Genomic DNA, 23,586 nt, shown 5'->3' on the forward strand with positions numbered 1-23,586 from the left:
AATACCGGCATACACAATGTGCAATCCATTCCCCCCTTTTTGCTGCAGTTACCTTCCATCATTCATTTTATAAACTGGGAAATACCGAACCAGGCATGATGTTCAGCACACAGCCTGTCCGTTTGAAATAAAAGACCCGCCAAGATATTGCGGTTACATGAGATTACAGGATTGTTAAGAATATAAATCCCGATAAACTTACGTTTATTATACTTGCCTCAATAAAGAATGACAAGCTTCCAGCCTGCAAAAATCTGCCCAAAATCCATAAGATCATGACAGAACAGGATGAAAAAACAGGAAAAGCGCAAGCTCTTCAACGGCTTGCGCTTTCCATCTTACTTCAGATTATTTTGTAATGTACCGATCAGTTCCTCAAGAACGATTGGCTTGGATAAAAATCCATCCATGCCGCATTCCAGTGCCTGCTTTCTGTCTTCGTCAAATGCATTGGCCGTCATGGCAAGGATCGTAATTCCCGCCAGTGCCGGGTCATCGAGCGCACGGATCTGCTTCGTGGCCTCATATCCGTTCATGACAGGCATCTGAACATCCATAAGCACCAGATCATAATCGCCCGGTGCTGCATGCCTTACCTTATCCACAGCCTCTGCTCCGTTTTCTGCCGTATCAATCCGGAATCCATATTGCTTCAGGAGCTCCACAGCAATTTCACGGTTCAGTTCGTTGTCTTCCACAAGCAGGATACGTCTGTCTCTGAAATCTAAGCCTGCTGCCGGAAGAACAGGATTCTCTGTTTTCTCCTGCTTCTGACCGATCGCTGTCATCAGCGTCTCTCGGATATCTGACATAAACAGCGGTTTCGCACAGAATGCAGTTACCCCTGCAGCCCTGGCTTCTACTTCGATATCCGACCAGTCATAGGCAGTCAGGATAATGATCGGCGTATCATCACCCAGACTGCGGATCTGGCGGGTGACCTCAATGCCATTCATATCCGGCAGGCGCCAGTCGATGATATAGGCATGGAATGCATCGCCCAGTTCCATGGACTGGCGTGCACGGAGAACTGCCTCTTTGCCGGAAAGTGTCCATTCCGAACGCATCCCGACCTTGGCAAGCATCTTTGTCACACTGTCGCAGGTATTAAAATCATCGTCTATCACCAAGGCCTTAAGACCTTCCAGCTCTGCGATCCGCTCTGTGCGGCGCTGCTCCGGCTGAATCCGCAATGCCAGGCGGACAATCACCTCCGTACCCTTTCCCTGCTCCGTCTGAACCTCAATGGTTCCACCCATCATATTCACAATATTCTTGGTGATAGCCATACCAAGTCCTGTGCCCTGGATCCTGCTGACCGTGGAGGTGCGTTCCCGCTCAAACGGCGAAAACAGCTTCTGGGCAAATTCCTGGCTCATGCCGATTCCGTTATCCTTGACCCGGATCTCATACAGCGCACTGTCCTTCTGTGTCCCCGGGAACTGCTTGAGCCGGACAGAAACGGTTCCACCCGCCGGAGTAAACTTGATCGCATTGGACAAAAGATTCAAAAGCACCTGGTTCAGCCGCGTTTTATCACAATAGACGTCCTCGTTCGCAACATCCACCGCATCCATATAAAGGTCCAGCTGCTTTGCATAGATCTGGCCGCTGATGATCGTCTTCAGATCATGAAGGACATCTGACAGACTGACCTCCGTTTCTTCCAGATGGATCTTTCCACTCTCAATACGGCTCATATCCAGTACATCATTGATCAGCGAGAGCAGATGGTTGCTGGATGAAAGGATCTTGCCCAGATAATCCCGGACTCTTTCCTGATTATCTATGTTGCTTACAGCCAGTGTCGTAAAACCAATGATCGCATTCATCGGTGTCCGGATATCATGAGACATGTTGGAAAGGAACGTGCTCTTTGCACGGTTGGCGGTCTCCGCAGCACGGACTGCCTCAGCAAGGGCCTGATTCATTTTCTTGTCAGAGGTACGGTCCGACATAACCAGGATATATTTCTTCGTTCCGTTTACCTCACTGCCCATTGCGACAATATGAAACCAGTGCCGCTCCCCTGTTTTCTGATGAATACACTCAAAATCCCATTCCCTCTGTTCCTGTGTCAGGATATCCTTCAGATAATTCTTCTTCGGATCTTCCGGATTCCCGGAATGCAGTTTTCCCAAAATACAGATATCCTTCTGGATCTGCTCTACGGTAATGCCCAGCAGTCTTTCCACATTCGGGCTTACATAATCGGCCTTATACGTTTTCGCATCCAGCATCAGGGACACATCATCCACATTCATCGACAGCTTTTGAAACAGCTCATCCCGGTACAGGATCTCCGTATCCTTTCGCTTCAGGCTTCTCCTGCTTTTCTGAACGATCAGTCCGATCAGGAGGGCAGCGATACCGCACACGACCGCTCCCACAAGGAGCATCGTACTAAGCTGCAGATTGTTCATGCTGGCATTGACGATATCGGCCCGGACCAGACCCAGAAATATCCAGTCCTGAAGCTTCGATTTTTCATAAACCAGATAGTAATCCATTCCATCCAGATTTACAAGCATCGCATCGGTACGTCCCACTTTCCATTGCTCCACAAGGTCAAGGATCTCTTGTTCGGATATATCAGAATGCTCTCTCAGAAGGCCAAAGAAATTATAAACTGCTCCCCATGATTCCAGAGAATGATCGATCACAACACGGCCATCCGGATGAACCACATAACTCTTTGCGTATCCGTGAAAGGCAGAAATATCCAGTACACTTACGATATCCGAGTTTTCATATGCAATGGCAATGGCATCATATTCAAAGCCCTGATAGCTTCCATGCGCCTGCGGGCTGGCAAAAATAAGCAGCTGGGATTTTCCGGGAACTACTGCATTTGTTATGATATCCTTTCCCTGCCGGATCTCATCCTCCAGATTTTCCTGCACGCCAAGATACCCGGTTTCCCCTGTTACCATCTTATAGTTGCCGTCAGCCGAAAGAAAATAGAAATACAAAAAGCCTGCCTCATTCTGCGCTTTCTCCACATAATCACGAATTTTGCTTTCACTTGAGGTGGTCTGCAGATACTCACTCCACATATGAAGATAAGTCAGGTTCTTATTTGTCAGCTCACTTAGCACATTATTCGACTGATGGAAAACCTCAGTCAAATGAGAAACACTTTCCTCATAAACCGTTTTCGATACAAACTCAAAATACCGGGAAACAGTCAGAGCGATCCCAAGTAAAACGGCAAGAAATACCGCTATCTCGAGTCGTTTTCTCATAAAAAATTTCACTCTGTTCGTATTGCGATTCTCAATATCCATTCTTCTCACCTCAGAGTCATGTAATCTTCAGGCTCTGCAAGAATCGCATTACCATCCAGAATATAGCCTGTCCAGGTATCTTTCACCGTACTGTTCGCTCTGTCAAATACTATCGTTTCATCTGCAGGATAAGCCTCCATATGCTGTGGTATGGCCAGACAGGTTACCGTAAACGTATCATCATCCCGAACTGCTTTTCCATTCTTTGTAACTTTCTCCAGTGTATAACCATCCGCCGTTTCCCTGATCTCCACAGAAATACCGCTGACCACAGGCAGAGAACCGCGGTTAAAGGGAAGGAGTCCGCCCGGCCAGCCTTCCACAAAGCTTCTGACCGTTTCTTTCAATTTGGCCCCGCTCAGCTCGCAGTTGTAAGCCGAAAGTCCGTTTGGCATGATCATGCCGCGTGCCATTTTTTCCGTATATCCTGCCTTCCGCACATTCCCCGTAAAGCTGTTTGCTGTCGCGATCAGCACATCCGTACCATAAATGCCGCGCAGAGTGTTTGCCATAACAGAATATGCCGCATTGCCCCCACTGGCATGAAAACGGTCGGAATATGCCTTCTGTGAATCCAGCACAACCGGTTCAGAAGCAGTATTCTCCTCGAGAAGCTGGGTATGGAAGGACTGATAAGCCTGTCCGGCATCGTATTCTCCGGAGATCATCTTAGAAACCACATCTCTGGAAACAGAGAAAAAGTCATTTGACGCAATCCGGATATACATATGGTTCTCTTCAATCACAGATTTCACATCCTTCAGATATTCCGTCAGCTGGTTATCCACATCCTGACTGTAGCTTAGCAGATCCTGGCCCTCATAAATGATCCGGTTCTGCGCATCCGCCGAAAGCATCACATTCAGTACCTTCATTGCTTTCTGCCGGCGCGTTTCATCCTGCGTCAGGTCACGGTTTAATGCCACCTGGAAATATGGCGTAGTCATCAGCCACTTTTCGCCGTTCTGCTCAAAGAATGGCAGAAATATTGTATCAATGCCCTGATCCTGAAAAATTTTTACACCGGCAGAGCTGCCGAAATACATGGCCAGCTTACCGCTTTTGTACAGCTCAGTCACAGCATCATAATTCAGATTCAGATCCTCCCGGCTCAGCCCTGTATCCCGGATAAATTGCTCCATCCGCTCAAAGGCCTTCGGCCAGACGGTACTGTCCAGACCCTCTTTTGTGCTGTTACCCGGATCACTGTAGGCGGTACGCCATCTGCGTCCGGTTGCAGTCGAAAGCTCTGCCGCAGACAGGCCCTGCAAGGTTTCCATACAGGTATAATCATAATAATAGTCTGCGGTAAACCCTCGGATCCCCACCTTGTCAAATGCCTGACAGGCAGAAACAAAGCTTTCGTAATCGGTTGGCAGCGGAATATCATACTTTTCAAACAGATCTCTGTTCACCACGAAGCCATGTACATCTGCGCACACCGGAAGCCAGTTTACACTGCCATCCTGATTCATAAAGCTGTGGATGTATGTATTATAGACAGCACCGGCCTCATTGGTGGTGGAAAGATCCATCAGACTGTCCTTCAGCGGACTGGCGTCATGCAGAGAAAACCGGCAGCAGGTTATAATATCCGGCAATCCACCGTTTTCATTCAGAAATCTGTAGAAATCCAGATCGTTATTGCCCACTACAAATTCAATATTGATGTCCGGAAGCTGCTCCTGAATGTATGGTGCATAGGTGTCATACAGCTTTGTGGACCACAAATACACGGTGATCGTTTCCGCATCTTCTTTTTCCGCGCTCTTCCCACGGCAGCCTGACAAAAGTGACAGGACTGCAGCCATCACCCAAAATACAGCTAAAACTCTATTCCATTTTTTCTTTTTCATTACAGCTCCCCTTAAAATTATTTCCAATTAATTTACAGATCACCTTCACCAGCAATTTTACATCAATCGGTTTGGCAATGTGTTCATCCATTCCTGCTTTCTTTGCTCTGAGCCTGTCCTCCGTAAACGCGTTTGCCGTCATTGCGATGATCGGAACCACCTTTGCGTCCTCTCTGTCCAGAGAACGGATCCTTTCTGCCGCTTCATAACCATTCATGACCGGCATCATGATATCCATCAAAATGACATCAAATTCGTGCGGCCTGCTGTTTTCAAATATCTCAGCCGCCTGCTGGCCATTCCATGCTTTACACACACAGGCCCCTTCATTCTGAAGCATAAATTCCGCAATTTCCATGTTCAGCGCATTGTCTTCTGCCAGAAGGATCTTCAGACCTTTGATGGATCTTTCTGTTGCAGCCTTCTGTTCTTCACGCTTTTCCACATCCGGATCTGTTTGAAACGGGATCCGGAACACAAAGGTCGTGCCTTTTCCCAGCTCACTTTCAAACGTAATCGTTCCGCCCATTTTTTCGATCAGCTTTTTTGTGATAGACATTCCAAGTCCGGTTCCGGAAAATTTTGTCCGGCTTCCGGCATGCTCCTGCGCAAACGGTTCAAAAAGACGTTTCTGAAACGCTTCTGTCATACCAATCCCTGTATCCCGGCAGACAAATTCCATGGTCACCATTCCTGTCTGTTCTGATGCGATTTCCATGCAGCTGATATAGATACATCCGTTTTCTCTGTTATATTTCACCGCATTTGTCAGGATATTCATCAGGATCCTCTTCACATATCCCGGACTTCCGATGAGATTCCAGTGTATCACTTCTTTTTTCTCCCACACGATCCGGATATTCCGTTTTGCGGCTATCTGTTCGATCACAACCAGGAGTTCGTCAAAAATACTGGCCAGCTGAAATGGGATTTCTTCCAGAACCACTTCATCCGATTCCAGCTTGCTCATATCCAGGACTTCGTTTACCAGCTCCAGCAACAGATTTGATGCCTCTTTGATCTTTGTACGGCATTCCCTCTGCTTGTCCATATCGTCTGCATAATGGTCTGCCACATCGAGCATGCCGCAGATTCCGTTGATCGGTGTCCGGATATCATGGCTCATCCTCTGGAGAAACTCGGTTTTTGCCTCATTGGCTGCATCTGCCATTTTTGCTGCCCTCAGAAGCTCTGCTTTATATTTTTCGTCCTTTTCCTGCTCCTGTTTCCGGTGTGCCTGATTGGTTCTGTATATCCAGAACCAGAAGACACTGAATATCAGAAAATAAAAGAAAACAACCGCTGTTACACTAAGCGGCAGGTCATGAAAGACCTCCGTATCCGGAAGATACGCATAAATGTAATAATCCCGCTGCTTCAGCATGATCCCGTAACATCCGATCCCTCCATGCTTCAGATGAAATATGTGCCGGCTGTCTGTATTCTGTTTCATTGCCTGCACGATCTCGTTGCCGGCGGTATCCTGTCCAAGCAGACTCTCATCGTTGCTGGCAATGACGCTTCCCTTGTCTGCCACAATGATGGTACCGTCCTTCCGGGTACTATAGCCATTTAAAAGGCTCTGTATCGTCAGCGTATAGTTTCTGACAAATTCTGGAGACGTATAATAGTAGATCGCAACAATGCCCGGTGCATCTTTTCTGGCGCAGGCTGCAATATCGATACGTGATCCGTCTGCTCTGGTTATCCGCTCCGAATAGCTTCGTTCTTCATATCCGGCAAAATCCATGATAATGTCTTTTTGCAGATAATCCGTGATCTCATCGGTCAGAGACTCATTCGCGCTGTATTCACAGACTGTCCTTCCCTCTGTATCCAGGATAAGGATCCCGTCCACCCAGAGAGTCTGCAGATTCTCTTTCAAAAATTCCCGGCTCAGCTGACCGCCGTTTTCTGTTTCCGTATCGATATTGGTACTCATCTGTCTGGCACTTTCAATCGCACGGAGAAGGCTTTTGGATTCCGAAGATTCATTATAATGGGTGTAGGTTGAGCACTGCACCTTGACGTAGTTTACAATCTCCACCATCCGTCTCTCTGCCTCTGCCTTTTCCACATGAAAAAAATAAAACAGAGCTGCGGCGGCCACACAGATTCCAAGAAGAGCACCAACTATCTGGATCCGTTTTTCTTTTTTCTTACGCTTAATCTCCAAGATCATCTACCTCCAGATACTTTTCCGGATCATCCAGATATTTTCCGATGATTTTCAGGGATGTGCCATCCCGGCGCATTTCTTCCAGTGTCTGGTTCATCTGCTCGCAGATTCCTCTGTCATCAGCTTTTGCAAAAGCAACTCCTATCCCCACAACCATCAAAGGTTCTTCCAGGACACGAAAATCTGTATCATAATCCTTCTTATACTGAACGATGGATTCCTCATGTGCAGCCACTGCATCTACATATCCTTTCCCAAGAAATGTATAGATCAGCTCTCTGTGTCCGAGACTGATCAGATTTCCCAGTTTCGGTATCCTCTCATCTGTCCGGTTCAAAAAAATGCCTTCCGGCTTGGTTGTAGACTGAACTGCAAGATTCTTTCCCTCCAGGTCACTCAGTTTATAAATGTCACTGCTCGCATTTACAGCAACCACCTGACGGCTTGCTATGTACGGTCCGGCCCAGCGGTAATCGTCAAGACGTCCCTCCATGGAAAAGCAGCCCATAATACAGTCAATCTCCCCGCTCTCCACCAGTTCCTTTTTCTGTTCCCAGTTGATCTGAACAACCTTCACCTCGTACCCCATTCTTTGGAAGGCTTCGGTCGCCAGCTCTACATCGATTCCTGTCGGAATACCATCTTCATTCAGATAGTTGTATGGCGGATAGCTGTCGCTGCCGAGCGTAATGACAGGCCTTTTTGTTTCCTGCTTACTGGCAGCTGCATTTCTGCACCCTGCCAGAATGCCCGCCGAAATACCTGCAAGCAAAATGCCTGCAATCACTGTTTTTCCCTTCATTTTTATATCCATCCCTGCTGTTTGTTATGTTTGCCTGTTATTCTTTCTGTACTGTTGATTTTTAAGCTATTTCAGTGGCCTGCGTTTCGGTACCCCCCCCCCACGAAATTTTATGCTTCTTATCGTCTTTTCCAGTCGTTCCTTCCACGGAAGAAAGAATTTCCATAACTTTTAATGCATCTTCAAGCTTTTGTGGGTTCTCCTCTAATTTTTTGCTCAATCCATGGTAACGTGTCACATTCAAAATATATACACTCTGGCTTCCGTCTTCAGAAAGATATGGCATTAATCCAAACTGATCCTTTGTATCATCTGTTTCTCCGATACCATTTTTGCTTCCAATCAGAAATAACGTATTACCCTCCATAAATTCATTTCTAGTTTCGTCATCACTCTGGGGATTTCTTTTATTCGTAGTAAACATTCCCAGATATTTCCATTTCTAAATATATTCCATGCAATCCATCATGCCCGGTGTATCACTCACATTGGCCTTTCCCACCAGATAATCCTTTTGCCACTGCTTACCCTGAAAAGTTCCCAAAAATCCCGTGTCCGCAATATTGCACATATATTGAAATCCATAACCCGGATATGCAATCTGCGCCAGGCACAGCAGTCCCGCAACAGCAGATAGACCCAGTATTTTTCTTAATTCCATAAATTCACTTATCCTTTCACCTCCTGTCAGCAATTCCGATTGTTTCAAATTGAAAAAGAATATGCACTGCCAAACAGACAGTGCACATCATTTCATGCAGCTGGCTGCCATTTTACAGGCCCTGTAGCTTTGCGTCTCAGACTTTCATCTGATTTGCCCATCATCCTATTTCCGTTAAGCTTATGTAAAAAACTCAATTTTATTATACGTCTGCATCATACGGTGCACAAGAAAAATATGACCGCATTCCTGCTTAAAAATGACAAAAAAGCTGTCCCTGATGCATTTATTTACTTTATCATCCGTTCAATACCATCGGTCATACGGATTCCCACGCACCTTCTTTGTCTCTGGTGCCTTCTCAATACTCTTCTCGGCTTCTTCCCTCGTTGCAAACAGCCTGCTTCTTCTAAGGAATAAAAAAACAGACCATATAACAACTTTATATGCTCTGTCTTTTTATTCCTACAAATCTTCGTGCAGTTTTACATCGCTATTATCTGCCATGCATTGTTTTAAGGCAACAATCATTTTTTCCGCATCCAGCGGCTTTGCAAGATGAACATTCATTCCAGCCAGCCGGCTGTTGATAATGTCTTCTGCAAAGGCATTTGCGGACATTGCAATGATCGGAACCCTCTTGGCATCCCTTCTTTTCATTTCCCTGATTGTCCTTGCCGCATCCAGACCATTCATCCTCGGCATCATAATATCCATATAAATTACCCCAAAATAATCCGGTGCAGATTTCTCGAAGATTTCAACTGCTTCCTGCCCGTCTACTGCACATGTAACTTCCATACCGCTGTCTTCCAGTATACATCTGGAAATTTCCATGTTCAACTCATTGTCTTCCACAACCAATGCCCGCATGCCTTCTACCGAATAATCATCAAGGCTTACTGGCTTATCTGATAAATTACTGTTTTTATCCTGTGTGCCAATTTTGAACGGAATTTTTACAATAACTGTTGTCCCGACACCTGCTTTGCTCTTCAGTTCAATACTTCCATCCATTTTGTCCACGAGTTGCTTCGTAATTGCAAGCCCCAGTCCGGTGCCTTCATACCTGGATCTGCTTGTCTCGCTTTCCTGAGCGAACATATCAAAAGCATGTGCAATAAAATCTTCACTCATACCCACACCCTGGTCTTTACAGTAGAAAGTGAAATTTGCTCTGTCATCATCCAGAGTTTCTTCCTTAACCCCGACCGTGAGCACACTACCCGCCTGACTGAATTTTATGGCATTGTCCATAATATTCGACAGAATCCTTCCAAGATATACCGGGTTTCCAACCAGAGTGCTGTGACTGTATATACCATTTTTCCAGTCAATCTCATACCGGATGCCTTTCTTGGCAGCCCGCTCATCATAAATCTGGTTCAGTTCTCGCAGTACTTCTGTCAGATCAAAGGTTAGCTGCTGGTCCTTCAAATCTCCGCTCTGTAGTTTATTCATATCCAAAGTACAGTTTACAAGGGACTACACAGAGTAGGTATCTGACGGGAGGGGTTCCGCCCGTCAGATTTTCCATGTGATATTCAAGCTGTCGCTTGTGGCGGCTATGGTGGTAATCATCAAATCCACCACCCGCCGCTTGTCGTCAAAGGATACATTCTCCCAAGTGTCGAGGTAGCCGGAAATCTGGCTGACCTGTTCCGGGCTGATGGCTTCCACCGTCAGCTCTGCTATCCTCGCCAGAAGTTCCTGCTTGCGCCCGTCCAGTTCTGCTATCTTCACATTCACATAGGAGAGAAGGACATTGTTTGCGCCCGTCAGACTGTCCACCAGCTTTTCAATCTCGCCGTCCACATGAGCAAGTTCCACTTGCAGGGCGGCGATTTTCGGGTTTGCCTTTGCCGCTTTCTTTCTGCCTGTCAGCGTCTTGTAGCTTGCCAGTTTCTTTACCATCTGCTGATAAACAACCGCTTCCAGTTCCGAAGTAATGATTTTCCCGCACCCCGGACAACTCTTGTTATCCAGCCGTTTCGTACAGCGAAGGTATTGCTTGCCGGAGGGATTGAAGATGCTCATAAGGGCATACCCGCAATTCCCGCATTTGATTTTTCCCGCCAGCCATGTGTGGGTGGCTTTCCGGGCGGACTGGATTTTCATGTTGTTCATCAGCTTCTTGCGGCAGGTCAGCCAGATGTCAGAGGGGACGATACCCTCATGGGGAGCCAACACCAGCATTTGGTCTTTCAAGTCGTTCTTTTTGCTGGGCTTCACATCCCGCCCCTGATACAGATAGCAGCCGTTCATACCCGTAAAATCGGCAGCGTCATTGACAATGACTGTCCCTTGACTTTTGAAAAACTCGTACACATCAAGGTCTGCCTGCACATAGACAGGATTTCGTAACATCTGCGCCAGCGTGGGGCGTATCAGCTCTTTGCCGTTGAATAAAATCCCCTGTTCGGCAAAGTACCGGGTAATGTCCCCGTAGGAGGTAGTGGGCTGGGCGTACATCTCAAACATCAGCCGGATATTTGCCGCTTCGTCTGGATTTACCACCAACTTTTTTGTGTTGATACCGTCCATCTTGATCGGCTCTGTATGGAAGCCGTAAGGGGCTTTCCCACCCATCTTGAAGCCCCGCTGACTGCGGGAATAGTAAGCGTCCGTTACCCGCTTCTGTATGGTTTCCCTCTCAAGCTGGGCGAACACGATACAGATATTCAGCATCGCCCTCCCCATCGGGGTGGAGGTATCAAACTTCTCCGTAGAGGACACAAACTCCACATTGTACTGCTGGAACAGCTCCATCATATTGGCAAAGTCCAGAATGGAACGGCTGATACGGTCGAGTTTGTAAACCACGACCTTTGCAATCAAGCCCCGCTTGATGTCCCGCACCAGTTCTTGAAACTTCGGACGGTCTGTGTTCTTGCCGCTGTACCCCTTGTCTGTGTATTCCTTGCAGTTACCGCCTTTCAACTCGTATTTGCAAAATTCAATCTGGCTTTCAATGGAAATGCTGTCCTTTTTGTCTACCGATTGCCTTGCATAGATTGCGTCTATTCGATTGTTCATATTGTCGCTCCTTTTCTTAAAAAAGAAACGGAGCTGCTGACACCTTTATTATACCGTCAGCAGCCCCGCAAATCAACGATGGCTTTGGAAAACCTTATGCCCCGGCTTCCTCACTCTGCCGTTTGTCGGCATACTTGCGGAACACCTCATAAAGCTGCTGTTCCAGCTCCCGGCGTTTTGCCGCTTCCTGCTCCGGCGTGAACACCGGGGAGAGATTTTCCAGCGTGATTTCCTTTCCCTGAAAAGTCACGACTTCGGTTTCTTTCTTGTATCTGATATGCTCCATAGTACCTCCGTATTTAATTTTCAAAGTGCAGTGCCGTCATACCGCGGCGTGAAATGTTTTCTGTCATTGTTCACCGTTCCCTTGTGTGCCGCTGCTGCCGTTTCAGTTCCGCCAGTATATCCGGCGGGATACAGTCAACCAGCCGCTGTAAATCGTCCAGTTCGCTTTTCAGCTTTGCCCGTTCCATCGTATCTTTCATCTTGCCTTTTTCGCTGGCTTTGGCTCTGGCTTCCAACTGTTCATTTTCCGCCAAAAGGTCGTTTATCGTGACCTTGTATTTTTTGAGCTGCCCGGAGAAGTTCTCTATCTGCGGAAACCACTTTTTCAGCAGGGAGAGGGCTTCCTCTTTCTTCTTTCCGGCATTGAACGGGGTAATACCGTCCAGCGAGGCTTCAATGGCTCTTGCCTGTTTGGAGAGATTGACCGCCTGCTTGAACAGACGGGTGGGGATATGCTTCCGGCCTGTTTTGCTGGCACTCTCCCCTCGCTCCAAAGCCGGGTACTTATCCACCATGTAGGCGTGAAAATCGTCCTGCCATTTTGTGAGGCTGGCTCTGTTCCCGATAATCTCCTTTGCACACAGGCGGTTGTCCTCTGTCAGCGGGACAAAGACCAAATGCAGGTGGGGCGTTTTCTCGTCCATGTGTACCACCGCCGACACGATATTTTCTTTCCCTACCCGCCCGATTAAGAAATCAGCCGCCCTCTGGAAAAATTCCTGTATCTCCTTTGGAGACTTCTTCTTAAAAAATTCCGGGCTGGCGGTAATCAGCGTATCCACAAACCGGGTGCTGTCCCTGCGGGTGCGGCATCCGGCTTGTTCAATGTGGCTCTGAATGAAATGGTAGTACCTGCCCTCCGGCTTGACGATATGGAAGTTGTATTTACTCCGGCTGGTGTCAATATCCGGGTTGCTGGCGTACTGTTCCTTTTGTCTTTCGTGATGGGCTTCCAGCGGTCTTGCCGGATTGCCCTTGTGTTTTTCAAATCGCAAAATTGCGTGTTGTGCCATGAAACTCCTTTCCCCATTCCATCCCTTTCCGGGACTTTTCCACAGGAAAATCCCGCAGAAAATATCTCAGATAGGATAGGAATGGATAAGATATAAATAAAATCGTTTTAATCTCTGTATTTCTATCTTCCGTCCGGTTTTCGTACTTCAAGAGGATTGATTTTCGTACTTGTCAGGTACGCTTTTCAGCCCTCCGGCGTACCAAAACGGGATTTCTTGAAGTCGGTGTTTGAAACCGCTTCATAGGATTTTGGGTAAATACAGTTGGGTTTTCCACAGCCCTGCTTCTTAATCTCAATCAACTCCGCATACTGCAATTCCCGCAGGGTGTTGACGGCTTTCTGCCGCCCACAGTGGAGCAGGGCGACCACCTCGCAGATGGGATAATACAGGTAAATGCGCCCGTATTCGTCCGCCCAGCCGTTTTTCCGGGATAGTTCTGTCCGGCGCAGGATAAAGGCGTACAGTATCTTCGCTTCGTTGGACAGGGGCGTAAATGTAGGTGCTTCAAAGAGGAAATTCGGAAGCCGGGTGAAGCTGACCGATTTCTCCGGCTGATGAATATAAATCGTGTTTGTCATAATGTGCTTTGTGGACAGTTAGAACGGCATTTCCGGGGGTGGACGATACTTTATACCACCTGCCCCGTTTTGGGGCTTGCAAAGCCTGATAAATCAAGGCTTTTTTCACTCCTAACTGTCCACAGCAGACCTCCTTTTCCGTTCACTTTCTGTTTTCTGCCGCCTGTGAACTCTGGCGGCACAGCCGGGGCAGTATTTTGCCCGGTTGGATTTGGGGACGAACACTCTGCCGCAGACCGCACAGCGTTTCAAGTCTTTATCCCGGAAAATCTCCGCTTCCAGCGTCCCGTCCAGCGGCAAAACCGCCCAGCGGAACCACTTACAGCAGACCGAGAAAGAAACCGTCTGCGGGCAGGTGCAGGTGTCCCCATCGTCAAGGACAATGCAGTTGCCGTCCTCACAGCAACAGCACTCCCGGCGGATCAGGGCGTTTGCCTGTTTCCTCTGTGCCGGTGTCATGCGGTAAAGGGAACTGTCCTGCTTGCGCTCTATGGGCGGCAGTCGTTTATATGGGTTCTCTCTCATGTGTTTCCTCCATTTTGCTTTCCGTTGCCGCTCTCTCCGAAAAGGCTTCCTGCCCCATTTCTGCGGCGTGTTCCGGCGTTGGCACGCTCCCCACAGCTTCGGGACAAGTTGTCCCGAAGTGACCTCTGGACAAAGTGTCCAGAAGTTGGCTCCTTGCGGTGCTTCCCCTGCCGGGGTATTCCTTTTCGGACGGTCATTCGGTTTTCAAGGTGCGGCTCATCGATGAACTACCCTAAGTCTACACCTAAAAGACCGCCCGTCCCGTATATCCGAAAGGTAGGAAATCCGCCCAAAAAACTGCCTATTTCCACGCTCTCGGAATTGTGGTAAAATGATAAGTACAAAGAGACAAATCGGCGTTTGGAAAGGGGGAAGCCTATTTGATTGAGTTACAAACAGGAAAGATTACTTTCCCTGAACTGAATATAACAGTATCACCGTTATTGCATTATGCTGACTTTATTTCTGATTTTCCAAAAAATAAAATCACACAAATCAGAGATATGAGAAATGGATATATATGGTACGATATAAAAGAAAAAGTTTATGACAACAAAATCCCTGTTTATTTTTGCTTCAATCCACAGAAAAATCTTGAACTTGTTAATCTATATCCGCAGCACTTTGACTTAAATGCTATTCAGCATTGGGAATGCTGGACGCCCGAAGAAGCTCAGAAAGATAAAAGGTATTGTGATGAATGGCTCATGAGGTTTTGTGGTTTGAAGAACGAAGAAAACTTGTTTTCATGGGGTTCTATTTCATCTTACTTTGACCCGCGCTCGTGCAGCAGTGGTATTTGTATTCATTACACAGAACAGAAATAAATTAAAACATGAGAAAACAGCTATTCCCATTTATTGGGCAGACAGGGGGGAGAGCATGGAACTATCCATACAGGAACGCCTAAAAGACCTGCGTGTGGAGCGTGGGCTGACGCTGGAACAGCTTGCGGAGGAAACTCACCTTTCCAAATCTGCTTTAGGCAGTTATGAGGGAGACAATCTCAAAGACATCAGCCACCATGCCCTTATCCAGCTGGCGAAGTTTTACGACGTGACCGTTGATTACCTGCTGGGACGCTCTAAAACAAAAAATCACCCAAACGCCGATCTTGCAGACCTGCGCTTGAGTGATGATATGATTGAACTATTGAAAAGTGGGCGGGTGGATACTTCCCTCTTGTGTGAGCTGGCGGTACACCCGGATTTCCCCCGGCTAATGGCTGACCTTGAAATCTATGTGAACGGAACGGCAGTCAAGCAGGTACAGAGCGCAAATGCCATTGTGGATATTATGAGCGCAACCATTATGAAGCAGCACAATCCCGGCTTGTCCGACCCGCAGTTAAGGCAGCTTGTCGCCGCCCATATTGACGATGACAGCTTTTGCCGCTATGTGATACAGCAAGACATAAACAAGATAGCCCTTGACCTGCGGGAAGCCCATAAGGACGATTTTTTCAGCGTTCCGGAGGACAATCCGCTGGAAGATTTCTTGCAGACCGCCGAGGAAACTGCCAGTCCAGACAGCGACCCGGAGCAAGCGGCTTTGGCGTTTATCTGTAAGCGGCTCAAGCTGAATTTGAAAAAGCTGTCCGAGGAAGAAAAGAAGTGGCTGAAAAAGATTGCACAGAAGTCGGACTTGCTGAAAAATCCAAACCCGCAGCGGGGGAGAAAATGAAAAAATTAACAAATCGAAAATTTGAAAGGAGTACAAAGATAATGAAAATTACAAAAGAATTTGAAAAAGAAATTGCACCGTTTTTCTGGGTTGAGCATGAAGAAAGTGCTTCTGTCTGCCTAAATGTGGGAGAGTATCTACAAGAGATTTTTAATACTCGTGAAGATGAAGGTTTTGAAGGAAACGGTTATGATTGGGGGAGTTTAGCGCAAGTGTTTTTGGACGAACAGTGTTCAAATTTGCAAGGGAAAATAGGCTTTGACCCAGAGGGCAGTATGTTCTGTGTATATTCAAAAGATAAAAATGCGTTGGCAGAATTTATTCTTCGTTTCAAAAAAGCCTGTGAGGATAAGCCGTTTATTTTAGACTTATTTAGTCGGGCTGAATTAGACTAAAATTCAATCCGACAGCTTCCCATTTATCGGAGAGATAGCAAAGCCAGCCGAGCCAGTCAACGGTCAAGATGAACGGCGCATTTCATGCGCCGCCGTTGACAGTCCCGCCCGTCTTTGCTAATGGGCAATCAAGGCGGGAAAGCCCTAAAATGGCTTCCCGCCCATTTCTAAGAACTGATAAGTCAGATTTGCTGAAAAATCCAAATCCACAGCGGGGACGGAAGTAGAGAACAATAAATAAGAATTTACAGGAGGAAAATCAATGGAGAACTTGATTAAGTTTTTAGAAGATAAGATAACGGATAAAATGTCTGTGGAAGAAATAGTTGATGTTTTTGAGCAGATGTGCAGCACACCGCTTGAAGAAGATATGGTTTTATTTGAAACCGGAACATTTACTGCTTTTTCAAAAGAACCATTTTTTCAAATTTCATTAGTTCGACAGTTTTCAAATGATGATGAAGAGTTTTATCAAATCCATGTAGTCATCTTGTATAAGCCAACCGCTGAAAATAAAATTTTCAGCGAAACAACATGGGACGAAGATTTAGACGAAAATATATTTGACTATATCAGAAAATCAGCGTCGTTTGCTTATGCAAGAAATCATGAATACATCGAGGTAAAAATATATATGGACGAAACTTAACTTCTCATTTATCAGGGAGATAGCAAAGCCCTAAAATGGCTTCCCCGCCCATTCCAATTTTGAGAGAAAAATCTGTTTGCTTTTTTGTGAGTGTGTCCACAAGTTCGGGACATTTTGTCCCGAAGTCCGGCGTGGGACGAGGAACGGGGGCTTTCATATACGCCCTGTCTGCTGACGAAACCAGCCCTGCGCTTGCGGCTCCACGACACGCAATCACAGCCCTGTTTTCCTGCTGCTTCAAATGCCCTTGCCCGACCCGGCGGCAACCTCATTTTCGCAGCAACGCCGACAGAGCGTATAACACACTACACTTTGCAAGCAAAGTCGTGTGCCAAGGGGCAAGCCCCTTTGGAAACCCCGGACAACAAAACAGTCTGAATATCTCGCACTTTTTCGGTGCTTGATACTCAGCCTTTATTTGTTGTCAGCAGCCCCCGTTTCGTGGTCTGCGTGTAGTTCCTTGTAAACTGACCTAATAGACAGCCGTAAAATCTGCACATATCTTATCCAAAAGCCGTCTTTCCGCCATCTGTTCTTCCAGCGTACTTTTCAGTTTTCTGTTCCTCATATGTACCATTACAGTCAGGATAAGAAGCAGAACGATCAGCACGGTTATAAAAACCAAAACAGTCACAGACTGCGGTTGCTTCGGAAATATATATTTAGTTTCTGTCATAACAAAACCCTCTCTATGCTTCCTATCTGCTTTTCCCATGCATCCAGAAAGGCAATTACAGCCAGTTTTCCAGAACATCATTCAGCTTATTCATATCCAGCGGTTTCGCGATATGTCCATTCATGCCTGTATTTTTGGCCAGCTGTACATCTTCTGCAAAAGCATTGGCAGTCATGGCAACAATAGGCAGTTTTCCCTTTTCACCCGGAAGGCTCCTGATTGCTGCAGTTGCCTCATAACCATTCATGACAGGCATTTGGATATCCATAAAAACAAGATCATACAATCCTTCCGGAGAAGCTTCCACTTTTTCAACTGCGATTTCCCCATTTTCTGCTGTTTCCACTTCTGCCCCTGTCATCTGCAAAATTTCAACAGCAATTTCTCTGTTCAACTCATTATCCTCAACCAGCAGAATCCTTTTTCCTGTATAGTCTGATTCTGACAACTTCTCCAGATAATTTCTTGCTGTTTTTTCTTTTCTGCCTGAAGTAAACTGCCGTAGTGTTGCCGTCAGCCGGGAACGAAACAGCGGTTTTGCAATAAAAGCATCTACACCTGCAGCCTTTGCTTCTTCTTCAATTTCGCTGAATTCATAGGATGTCAATACAATGATGGTGATCTCTTTTCCTATCCGTTTCCGGATCTGTCTGGCAGTCTCTATACCATCCATATCCGGCATCTTCCAGTCTAAAATAACAGCAAAGTAATCATCTTTCAACTCATGCCGTGCATAACAGCGCTCAACCGCTTCCCTGCCAGAGAGAACCCATTCACCCATAATACCGATTTCCTTCAGTGTGGCAACTGTACTTTCACAACATGTCTTATCATCATCCACAACCAGAACCGGCAAATTCATCAGATTTTTGTCCTGTTCTTTTTCTTTTTCCTGAAGCTCCAGATAAATTGTTACCGTAATTCTGGTTCCCTTATGTAAGGTACTGTCCACTTTAATATTACCATTCATCAGGTTCACAATATTTCTGCTGATTGCCATTCCAAGACCGGTTCCCTGAACTCTGGTTGTCCGGTGGTCATCCGCGCGGCTAAAAGGATCAAACATGATTTTCTGGAATTCCGGTGACATACCGATTCCATTATCCTCAATCGTAAATTCATAGCATCCAAGTTCTGAAAATCCATTGGGTTTTTCCTCTATCGAAAAAGTAATATTTCCACCATCCGGTGTATACTTGATCGCATTACTCATCAGATTCACAAATACCTGCTGAATCCTCAAGCTGTCACCACAGACAGCCTCATGTTCAATATGATTGATGTGTATATCAAAATTATGTTTATGTTCATCAAGCACCGGTTTCGTAAGTGTAATAAGATTATCTACCAGCTCTGACAGATTGAAATCTTCCTGTGTCAGTGTCATTTTTCCACTTTCAATACGTGCCATATCCAATACTTCATTGATCAGCCCAAGCAGATGGCGGCTTGATTCTGTGATCTTGCCGAGGCATTCAATGACTCTGTCCTGGCTCTCAACATTTGCTCCTGCGATTGCCGTCAGACCCACAATCGCATTCATTGGTGTCCGGATATCATGGGACATATTGGAAAGGAATTCTGTTTTCGCACGATTTGCATTTTCTGCGGACCGGTAAGCCTCTTTCAGTGCCTGACGAGATTCAATCTCTGCTTTCTTCTCCTGTGTCACATCCATGGATGCCAGCAGTACCTTTTCCAGCTTTCCATTCTTCCATTCCAAGGGAATATAAGAAGCTATTTTATAAGTCTTTTCATCCAGGCTGCAATACTCAAACTTATAAATATCATTTTCACTTTTCAGTTTTTTCCGAATATTATCCGGGGCTATCAGGATATCTATAGCTTCCAATGGTTCCAGTGTCTTATATTTTTCAAGAACCTGCATCTGAAAATCATGATAAAATCCCAGAGGTTTATATATCATCTGTCCATTCAGATTGTAGAATTCATATCTGTCATTTTCCAGATCACAGACAACAAAGCGGTCAACCAGACGCACAATACTCTGAATCAGCTGCTCCATGGAAGCATTATCCGCTGCCATCTGCAGATGCCGTGCGCTCTCTACCTTTGCCTCTGTGATATCACGCAGAAAGATCATGGCATATTCTGAATCCTCTATTTCGCCACGTATGACCACATTGCGGACCCATCGTTCTTCTCCATTCAGAGTGATACGGCACTCTAAAGCCAATTCGGTTTCCAGACCCTTCAGCCTTTCTGCAATATAACCACGGTCGTAAAAAGAGGATACCGCCTTCTTATCTGTCTCCACAACATAGGAATCCACAAAATGCTGAATCAATTCATCCCACGTATAACTCTGTTCAAAGACGGTCATCAGGGACGGTTCAACCTTAAAGGTATCAAAAGTATTCGCTTCCAGATTCACATAATACTCGCACAGATCTGCTTTCGTAAAAGCCCGGTGGAAAGCAGCAGATTTTTGTGCCTGCATGATTTCTTTTTTCTCCGCATTAATGTTAATAAAAATCCCGGCAATTCTGCTGGCAGAACCATCCAGACGGCGTATTACTTCTGCCGATGCCCGAAACCACTGGTATTGATTATCCTTCATTCTCATACGATACTCTACCTGGTATTTTATCTGGTTCGTCTTATCCTTAATTGCCGCCTGAAGCTGCACCATCACTCTTTCTTTATCCTGTGGATGCAGAAGCTCTGACCAGGATTCCAGTTTATTCGGAAAGTCCAGAGTGTCATGATAGCCAAGCATTTTTCGGAATTCATGACTCCAGTTTGCATTCACAATCTCACTGTTTTCGTCACAGTCAAAATACCAGAAGCCGGAATAGATAGCCTCATTGAGCAGTGTCAAATTTACATGATCCCAGTTGACCTGTACGGACATAACCCAGATCTGTCTGCCCGCCTCATCTATCGCATCCTCTTTACAAAGCCGTACATTATTCACTGTACCGTCTGCTGTAAGGATCTGTGCTTCCCCTGTTCCATGAAGCCGCAAAAAACGGTCTCGCTCCAGTGTATCTTCCTCGTCATAAAAGAAGTTTCTCAATGAGCCTTTTGTCTGTTCCATGAAAGTATCGAATGTATATCCTGTACTATGCAACAGCAGATTATCCACAGACAAAATAGACAGGTTTTGGTCATAAGATCCTGTCATTATACCTACCCCGCCATTATTTTCCAGTGTTTTCTGTACGGCCTGTGACATGGCCTGTGTCTGCCCCGTTACAGTCTCACCTAAGGAATATATTTTGTCTTCATAATTTTTCATTTTATAAAAATCCTCTCTCCGTCTTATACCTTCTTCATCTTGCTTTTATCTGTATACAGAAAACCTGTCCCTGCTAGTTTTGTTACCCATTTTTGCATATAAAAAGGACACTTGCCAAAATCTGCCAGTGTCCCTACTACATTTTTTTAAAATCACACATCTATATAGTATAAAAGGTATCGGAATCTCTTCTGTTCAAACATCTTTTCCATATACTATGATGATATGGAAACAGTGGCAACCGGCTGACATGGTCAAGCTTTCTGACTTTAGTCCCTTCTGGCTTTGCGCCCCTGCCTTTCAACAGGTTTGCCTTTAAAATAATCTCTTTCTTCAAAAGACCATACCACGCGGTTTTCCACACGTCAATAATTTTTTTTTTAAATCTACACATATTTTACTTCTGTTTTTGAACTTCTCTTTATAAAAAATCTAAATCGATGAATCCTAAAAACCTAACATTTTTTTCATATGAAGCTCATTCATCATTAGCAACCGTAACATCACTTTTCTTAATCTTTCCTTCCGGTGCATCTGCCCAGGTGGTTAATCCCATATGCTCTTTTGTGTGATCAGCTCTTTCCACGATCAGTTCAGCCGCCGTATGTCCATGAACTGCGTAATGCATTTTATTCTGAACAGTCGCATAGAATCTTCTCGTCGTTGCAGAATTTTTATCATAATCAACAGCCGTAGCATACAGGTCAGTGATCTTCTGATAGAACTTTCTTTCGCTGGCACGAATCTCACGGATGCGCTCTAACTGCTCATCGAAATACTTCTCCGTCAGATACGTTCCACGCTTCAGCCGTTCATCATCCATGACCCAGCCTTTGATGGTATAGTCCTTTGCGATCTGGTTTACCCATTTACGAAACTGTACAGCACGCTCAGAATTGACCTTGAAGCCTACGGCAATGGTCATTTGAAGGCTATAGTGTTTGGTATCGCGTGTGACCTGACGAGAACCTTCAGTTTGAACTATCCGGAAATTCCGGATAGTTGAATCTTCCTCAAGCTCTGAATCAGAATAAATCTTCTTGATCCCTTACCAATGCTGCTAAGAAAGCCGGGCTTGATCTTCTCCATTCTGGTGCCAAGTGCATGATGCTAAACAGGCATTACCTCGGAGATGACTTCTACCCGTCCATCATTGATCCGGCATCCTTCGATGCCGTCAGTGCGGAGCTTAGCAAGCGCTCTACGCAGCTCGGACGGAACGACCGCTATATTGCACCAATCATAAAAAGGCCACCTACCGCCTTTCAATTTGGTGATATTACAGAAAGTTATGAAAATCCGGTCAGGCAAGCAGAATACCTATACAGCCTGATAGAAAGCGAGGTCAAATAATGGGAAATGTTATGGTCATCCCTGCAAAACGGCAGGTCGGAAACACTGCCAGACAGCAAGATGCAAAGCCAAAGCTTAGAGTCGCGGCGTATTGCAGAGTCAGTACTGACAGCGATGAGCAGGCTACAAGCTACGATGCTCAGGTTGAGCATTACACAGAATTTATACAAAAAACCCAGAATGGCCAGGTACAGGTAAATCACAATCACTTCCTCGGCTACACCAAGGATGCAGATGGTAATCTCATCATCGATCCAGAGCAAGCGGAGGTGGTAAAGCGCATCTACCGTGAATACCTGGAGGGCTACTCGATGGACCGGATTGCAAAAGGTCTGGAAGCAGACGGCATCCTCACCGGCGCTGGCAAAACAAAATGGTGGACCAGCACCATCAACACGCTCCTTGGCGATAAGTCCACCTACCAGGCGAAGCTCCAGCAGAACAGCGCAAAGGTGATCCGAAGCGCTCAGCAAAATACCGCTGATGGCATTGACGAAAGACTGCAGGAGCTCCAGAAAGAACTTCTCAAAAAGGCCAATAACAAAGAGGCCTACGACGAGATTGCCGACGAGATCTTCAAACTCCGGGAACAGCGCGAAAAGTGCACGGTTGATACCGCGGCCAGGGACGCACAGATTGCTCGCATCAATGAACTGCAGGACTTCATCAAGCAGCAACCCGCACACCTGGAAGCCTTCGATGAGGCCCTGGTAAAGCGCTGGCTTGAGCGGATCATTGTCTGGGAGGATCACTTCACAGTGGAGCTTAAGTCCGGACTGAAAATTGATATTGAAGGATAATCCCGTAGACGCGCGAAACCCTCTCGACCATGATGGCCGGGAGGGTATTTTCTATATCTACAAACTGGAAGTTATAAACATCTTTGCAAATATATCATATCTATCAACTGTACACCGCCCTCATAAATTGGGTGGTCATAATTGTCAGTAAAGAAATTGGGAATCTTGTGAGAACGAACAAATCCACATTTTTCATAAAATGGTATTGTCAATGGACTGTCACCTGTTCCAACTTGCAAAACAGAATATTCATCTGCATATTTACTGGCAAGAAAATCAATTAGTGCTTTGCCATAGCCCTTTCCCTGATTTTCCGGATCGACTGCGATATTTTTGATTTCAAGTATTCCATTACCTTCATCGGTAACAACACATTCTGCTTTTTCATCATTGTCTTCAAGCACATACATAGTACCTTTTTCAAGATAGCGCTCAACCATGCTCTCCTGTTCATCAGCTAATAACAATAATGATATAAATTGCTTTTTATTTTCGTTCACTTCTCGGATTTTCATATCCATTACTCCGTCAAATTGGAATTTT

The 23,586-nt window shown here is 45.9% G+C and carries 19 protein-coding genes, 1 pseudogene and 2 riboswitches; of the genes and pseudogenes, 5 read left to right on the plus strand and 15 right to left on the minus strand.

What is annotated here, in order from left to right:
- Nucleotides 1-338 precede the first annotated feature (338 nt).
- The 12 genes from DW819_RS02750 to DW819_RS02810 form a co-directional block, all read right to left on the minus strand.
- The gene (locus DW819_RS02750) at nucleotides 339-3,245 is read right to left on the minus strand and encodes a response regulator (RefSeq protein ID WP_347560151.1); all 2,907 of its coding nucleotides are present in this window, start codon (nucleotides 3,243-3,245) and stop codon (nucleotides 339-341) included.
- Between the two features lie 47 nt (nucleotides 3,246-3,292).
- Entirely contained in the window at nucleotides 3,293-5,143 is a 1,851-nt protein-coding gene (locus DW819_RS02755) for an ABC transporter substrate-binding protein (RefSeq protein ID WP_118731968.1), read from the minus strand.
- Nucleotides 5,121-7,325, minus strand: a complete 2,205-nt coding sequence (locus tag DW819_RS02760; protein ID WP_118731969.1) for an ATP-binding protein — start codon at nucleotides 7,323-7,325, stop codon at nucleotides 5,121-5,123. The genes DW819_RS02755 and DW819_RS02760 overlap by 23 nt, the downstream gene beginning before the upstream one ends.
- On the minus strand, nucleotides 7,309-8,124 hold the full coding sequence (locus tag DW819_RS02765) for an ABC transporter substrate-binding protein (protein ID WP_118731970.1): 816 nt from the start codon (nucleotides 8,122-8,124) through the stop codon (nucleotides 7,309-7,311). Before DW819_RS02765 ends, DW819_RS02760 begins: the two co-directional genes overlap by 17 nt.
- Nucleotides 8,125-8,185: 61 nt before the next feature.
- Complete coding sequence (locus DW819_RS15885; protein ID WP_243025518.1) at nucleotides 8,186-8,548, minus strand: hypothetical protein; 363 nt, start codon at nucleotides 8,546-8,548, stop codon at nucleotides 8,186-8,188.
- Nucleotides 8,549-8,566: 18 nt separating this feature from the next.
- Nucleotides 8,567-8,785 (minus strand): hypothetical protein, encoded by a 219-nt coding sequence (locus DW819_RS15890; RefSeq protein WP_243025520.1) that lies wholly within the window; start codon nucleotides 8,783-8,785, stop codon nucleotides 8,567-8,569.
- Nucleotides 8,786-8,877: 92 nt separating this feature from the next.
- Nucleotides 8,878-8,953, minus strand: a riboswitch (cyclic di-GMP riboswitch).
- A 297-nt stretch (nucleotides 8,954-9,250) separates the two neighbouring features.
- Nucleotides 9,251-10,246 carry an ATP-binding protein gene (locus DW819_RS02775; RefSeq protein ID WP_118731971.1) on the minus strand — a complete coding sequence of 332 codons (996 nt, stop codon included), beginning with the start codon at nucleotides 10,244-10,246 and terminating at the stop codon, nucleotides 9,251-9,253.
- 63 nt (nucleotides 10,247-10,309) lie between these two features.
- Nucleotides 10,310-11,821 carry a recombinase family protein gene (locus tag DW819_RS02785; RefSeq protein ID WP_118731972.1) on the minus strand — a complete coding sequence of 504 codons (1,512 nt, stop codon included), beginning with the start codon at nucleotides 11,819-11,821 and terminating at the stop codon, nucleotides 10,310-10,312.
- A 94-nt stretch (nucleotides 11,822-11,915) separates the two neighbouring features.
- Nucleotides 11,916-12,107, minus strand: coding sequence for a hypothetical protein (locus DW819_RS02790; RefSeq protein ID WP_002566025.1), 192 nt, complete (start codon nucleotides 12,105-12,107; stop codon nucleotides 11,916-11,918).
- Between the two features lie 70 nt (nucleotides 12,108-12,177).
- The gene (mobV, locus tag DW819_RS02795; RefSeq protein WP_118731973.1) at nucleotides 12,178-13,119 is read right to left on the minus strand and encodes a MobV family relaxase; all 942 of its coding nucleotides are present in this window, start codon (nucleotides 13,117-13,119) and stop codon (nucleotides 12,178-12,180) included.
- Between the two features lie 185 nt (nucleotides 13,120-13,304).
- Complete coding sequence (locus tag DW819_RS02805; RefSeq protein ID WP_117807336.1) at nucleotides 13,305-13,700, minus strand: replication initiator protein A; 396 nt, start codon at nucleotides 13,698-13,700, stop codon at nucleotides 13,305-13,307.
- Nucleotides 13,701-13,811: 111 nt separating this feature from the next.
- Nucleotides 13,812-14,225 (minus strand): cysteine-rich VLP domain-containing protein, encoded by a 414-nt coding sequence (locus DW819_RS02810; protein ID WP_117552544.1) that lies wholly within the window; start codon nucleotides 14,223-14,225, stop codon nucleotides 13,812-13,814.
- 380 nt (nucleotides 14,226-14,605) lie between these two features.
- Here DW819_RS02810 and DW819_RS02815 point away from each other — a divergent pair, with 380 nt between their 5' ends.
- The 4 genes from DW819_RS02815 to DW819_RS02830 all read left to right on the plus strand — a co-directional run bounded on the left by DW819_RS02815 (nucleotide 14,606) and on the right by DW819_RS02830 (nucleotide 16,952).
- Nucleotides 14,606-15,052: a hypothetical protein gene (locus DW819_RS02815; RefSeq protein ID WP_118731975.1), complete on the plus strand. Its 447-nt coding sequence runs from the start codon at nucleotides 14,606-14,608 to the stop codon at nucleotides 15,050-15,052.
- A 55-nt stretch (nucleotides 15,053-15,107) separates the two neighbouring features.
- Nucleotides 15,108-15,908: a helix-turn-helix transcriptional regulator gene (locus DW819_RS02820; RefSeq protein WP_020225660.1), complete on the plus strand. Its 801-nt coding sequence runs from the start codon at nucleotides 15,108-15,110 to the stop codon at nucleotides 15,906-15,908.
- Nucleotides 15,839-16,303 (plus strand): immunity 51 family protein, encoded by a 465-nt coding sequence (locus DW819_RS02825; protein ID WP_227128418.1) that lies wholly within the window; start codon nucleotides 15,839-15,841, stop codon nucleotides 16,301-16,303. Before DW819_RS02820 ends, DW819_RS02825 begins: the two co-directional genes overlap by 70 nt.
- A gap of 262 nt (nucleotides 16,304-16,565) precedes the next feature.
- The gene (locus tag DW819_RS02830; RefSeq protein WP_055080834.1) at nucleotides 16,566-16,952 is read left to right on the plus strand and encodes a hypothetical protein; all 387 of its coding nucleotides are present in this window, start codon (nucleotides 16,566-16,568) and stop codon (nucleotides 16,950-16,952) included.
- A 731-nt stretch (nucleotides 16,953-17,683) separates the two neighbouring features.
- Here the strand turns inward: DW819_RS02830 and DW819_RS02845 are convergent.
- Complete coding sequence (locus tag DW819_RS02845) at nucleotides 17,684-20,890, minus strand: response regulator (protein ID WP_118731977.1); 3,207 nt, start codon at nucleotides 20,888-20,890, stop codon at nucleotides 17,684-17,686.
- Between the two features lie 233 nt (nucleotides 20,891-21,123).
- Nucleotides 21,124-21,214: riboswitch (cyclic di-GMP riboswitch) on the minus strand.
- Between the two features lie 166 nt (nucleotides 21,215-21,380).
- Nucleotides 21,381-21,935: pseudogene (gene rhuM / locus DW819_RS02850) on the minus strand (RhuM family protein); the annotation flags it as partial.
- A gap of 307 nt (nucleotides 21,936-22,242) precedes the next feature.
- Here rhuM and DW819_RS02860 point away from each other — a divergent pair.
- Nucleotides 22,243-23,043: a recombinase family protein gene (locus DW819_RS02860; protein WP_118731979.1), complete on the plus strand. Its 801-nt coding sequence runs from the start codon at nucleotides 22,243-22,245 to the stop codon at nucleotides 23,041-23,043.
- Between the two features lie 71 nt (nucleotides 23,044-23,114).
- Here DW819_RS02860 and DW819_RS02865 read toward each other — a convergent pair whose 3' ends face one another.
- Nucleotides 23,115-23,558: a GNAT family N-acetyltransferase gene (locus DW819_RS02865; RefSeq protein WP_107001132.1), complete on the minus strand. Its 444-nt coding sequence runs from the start codon at nucleotides 23,556-23,558 to the stop codon at nucleotides 23,115-23,117.
- Nucleotides 23,559-23,586: the final 28 nt, after the last annotated feature.

The sequence above is a fragment of the Clostridium sp. AM33-3 genome, from assembly GCF_003480315.1.
Taxonomy (GTDB): Bacteria; Bacillota; Clostridia; order Lachnospirales; family Lachnospiraceae; genus Brotaphodocola.

Coding starts and splice junctions, on each gene's coding strand:
- DW819_RS02755 (WP_118731968.1), bottom strand. CDS start 5,143: ATGAAAAAGAAAAAATGGAATAGAGTTTTAGCTGTATTTTGGGTGATG.
- DW819_RS15890 (WP_243025520.1), bottom strand. CDS start 8,785: ATGGAATTAAGAAAAATACTGGGTCTATCTGCTGTTGCGGGACTGCTG.
- DW819_RS02785 (WP_118731972.1), bottom strand. CDS start 11,821: ATGAACAATCGAATAGACGCAATCTATGCAAGGCAATCGGTAGACAAA.
- DW819_RS02860 (WP_118731979.1), top strand. CDS start 22,243: ATGGGAAATGTTATGGTCATCCCTGCAAAACGGCAGGTCGGAAACACT.
- DW819_RS02810 (WP_117552544.1), bottom strand. CDS start 14,225: ATGAGAGAGAACCCATATAAACGACTGCCGCCCATAGAGCGCAAGCAG.
- DW819_RS02820 (WP_020225660.1), top strand. CDS start 15,108: ATGGAACTATCCATACAGGAACGCCTAAAAGACCTGCGTGTGGAGCGT.
- DW819_RS02805 (WP_117807336.1), bottom strand. CDS start 13,700: ATGACAAACACGATTTATATTCATCAGCCGGAGAAATCGGTCAGCTTC.
- DW819_RS02750 (WP_347560151.1), bottom strand. CDS start 3,245: ATGAGAAAACGACTCGAGATAGCGGTATTTCTTGCCGTTTTACTTGGG.
- DW819_RS02760 (WP_118731969.1), bottom strand. CDS start 7,325: ATGATCTTGGAGATTAAGCGTAAGAAAAAAGAAAAACGGATCCAGATA.
- DW819_RS02765 (WP_118731970.1), bottom strand. CDS start 8,124: ATGAAGGGAAAAACAGTGATTGCAGGCATTTTGCTTGCAGGTATTTCG.
- DW819_RS15885 (WP_243025518.1), bottom strand. CDS start 8,548: ATGTTTACTACGAATAAAAGAAATCCCCAGAGTGATGACGAAACTAGA.
- DW819_RS02790 (WP_002566025.1), bottom strand. CDS start 12,107: ATGGAGCATATCAGATACAAGAAAGAAACCGAAGTCGTGACTTTTCAG.
- DW819_RS02775 (WP_118731971.1), bottom strand. CDS start 10,246: ATGAATAAACTACAGAGCGGAGATTTGAAGGACCAGCAGCTAACCTTT.
- DW819_RS02830 (WP_055080834.1), top strand. CDS start 16,566: ATGGAGAACTTGATTAAGTTTTTAGAAGATAAGATAACGGATAAAATG.
- DW819_RS02865 (WP_107001132.1), bottom strand. CDS start 23,558: ATGAAAATCCGAGAAGTGAACGAAAATAAAAAGCAATTTATATCATTA.
- DW819_RS02845 (WP_118731977.1), bottom strand. CDS start 20,890: ATGAAAAATTATGAAGACAAAATATATTCCTTAGGTGAGACTGTAACG.
- mobV (WP_118731973.1), bottom strand. CDS start 13,119: ATGGCACAACACGCAATTTTGCGATTTGAAAAACACAAGGGCAATCCG.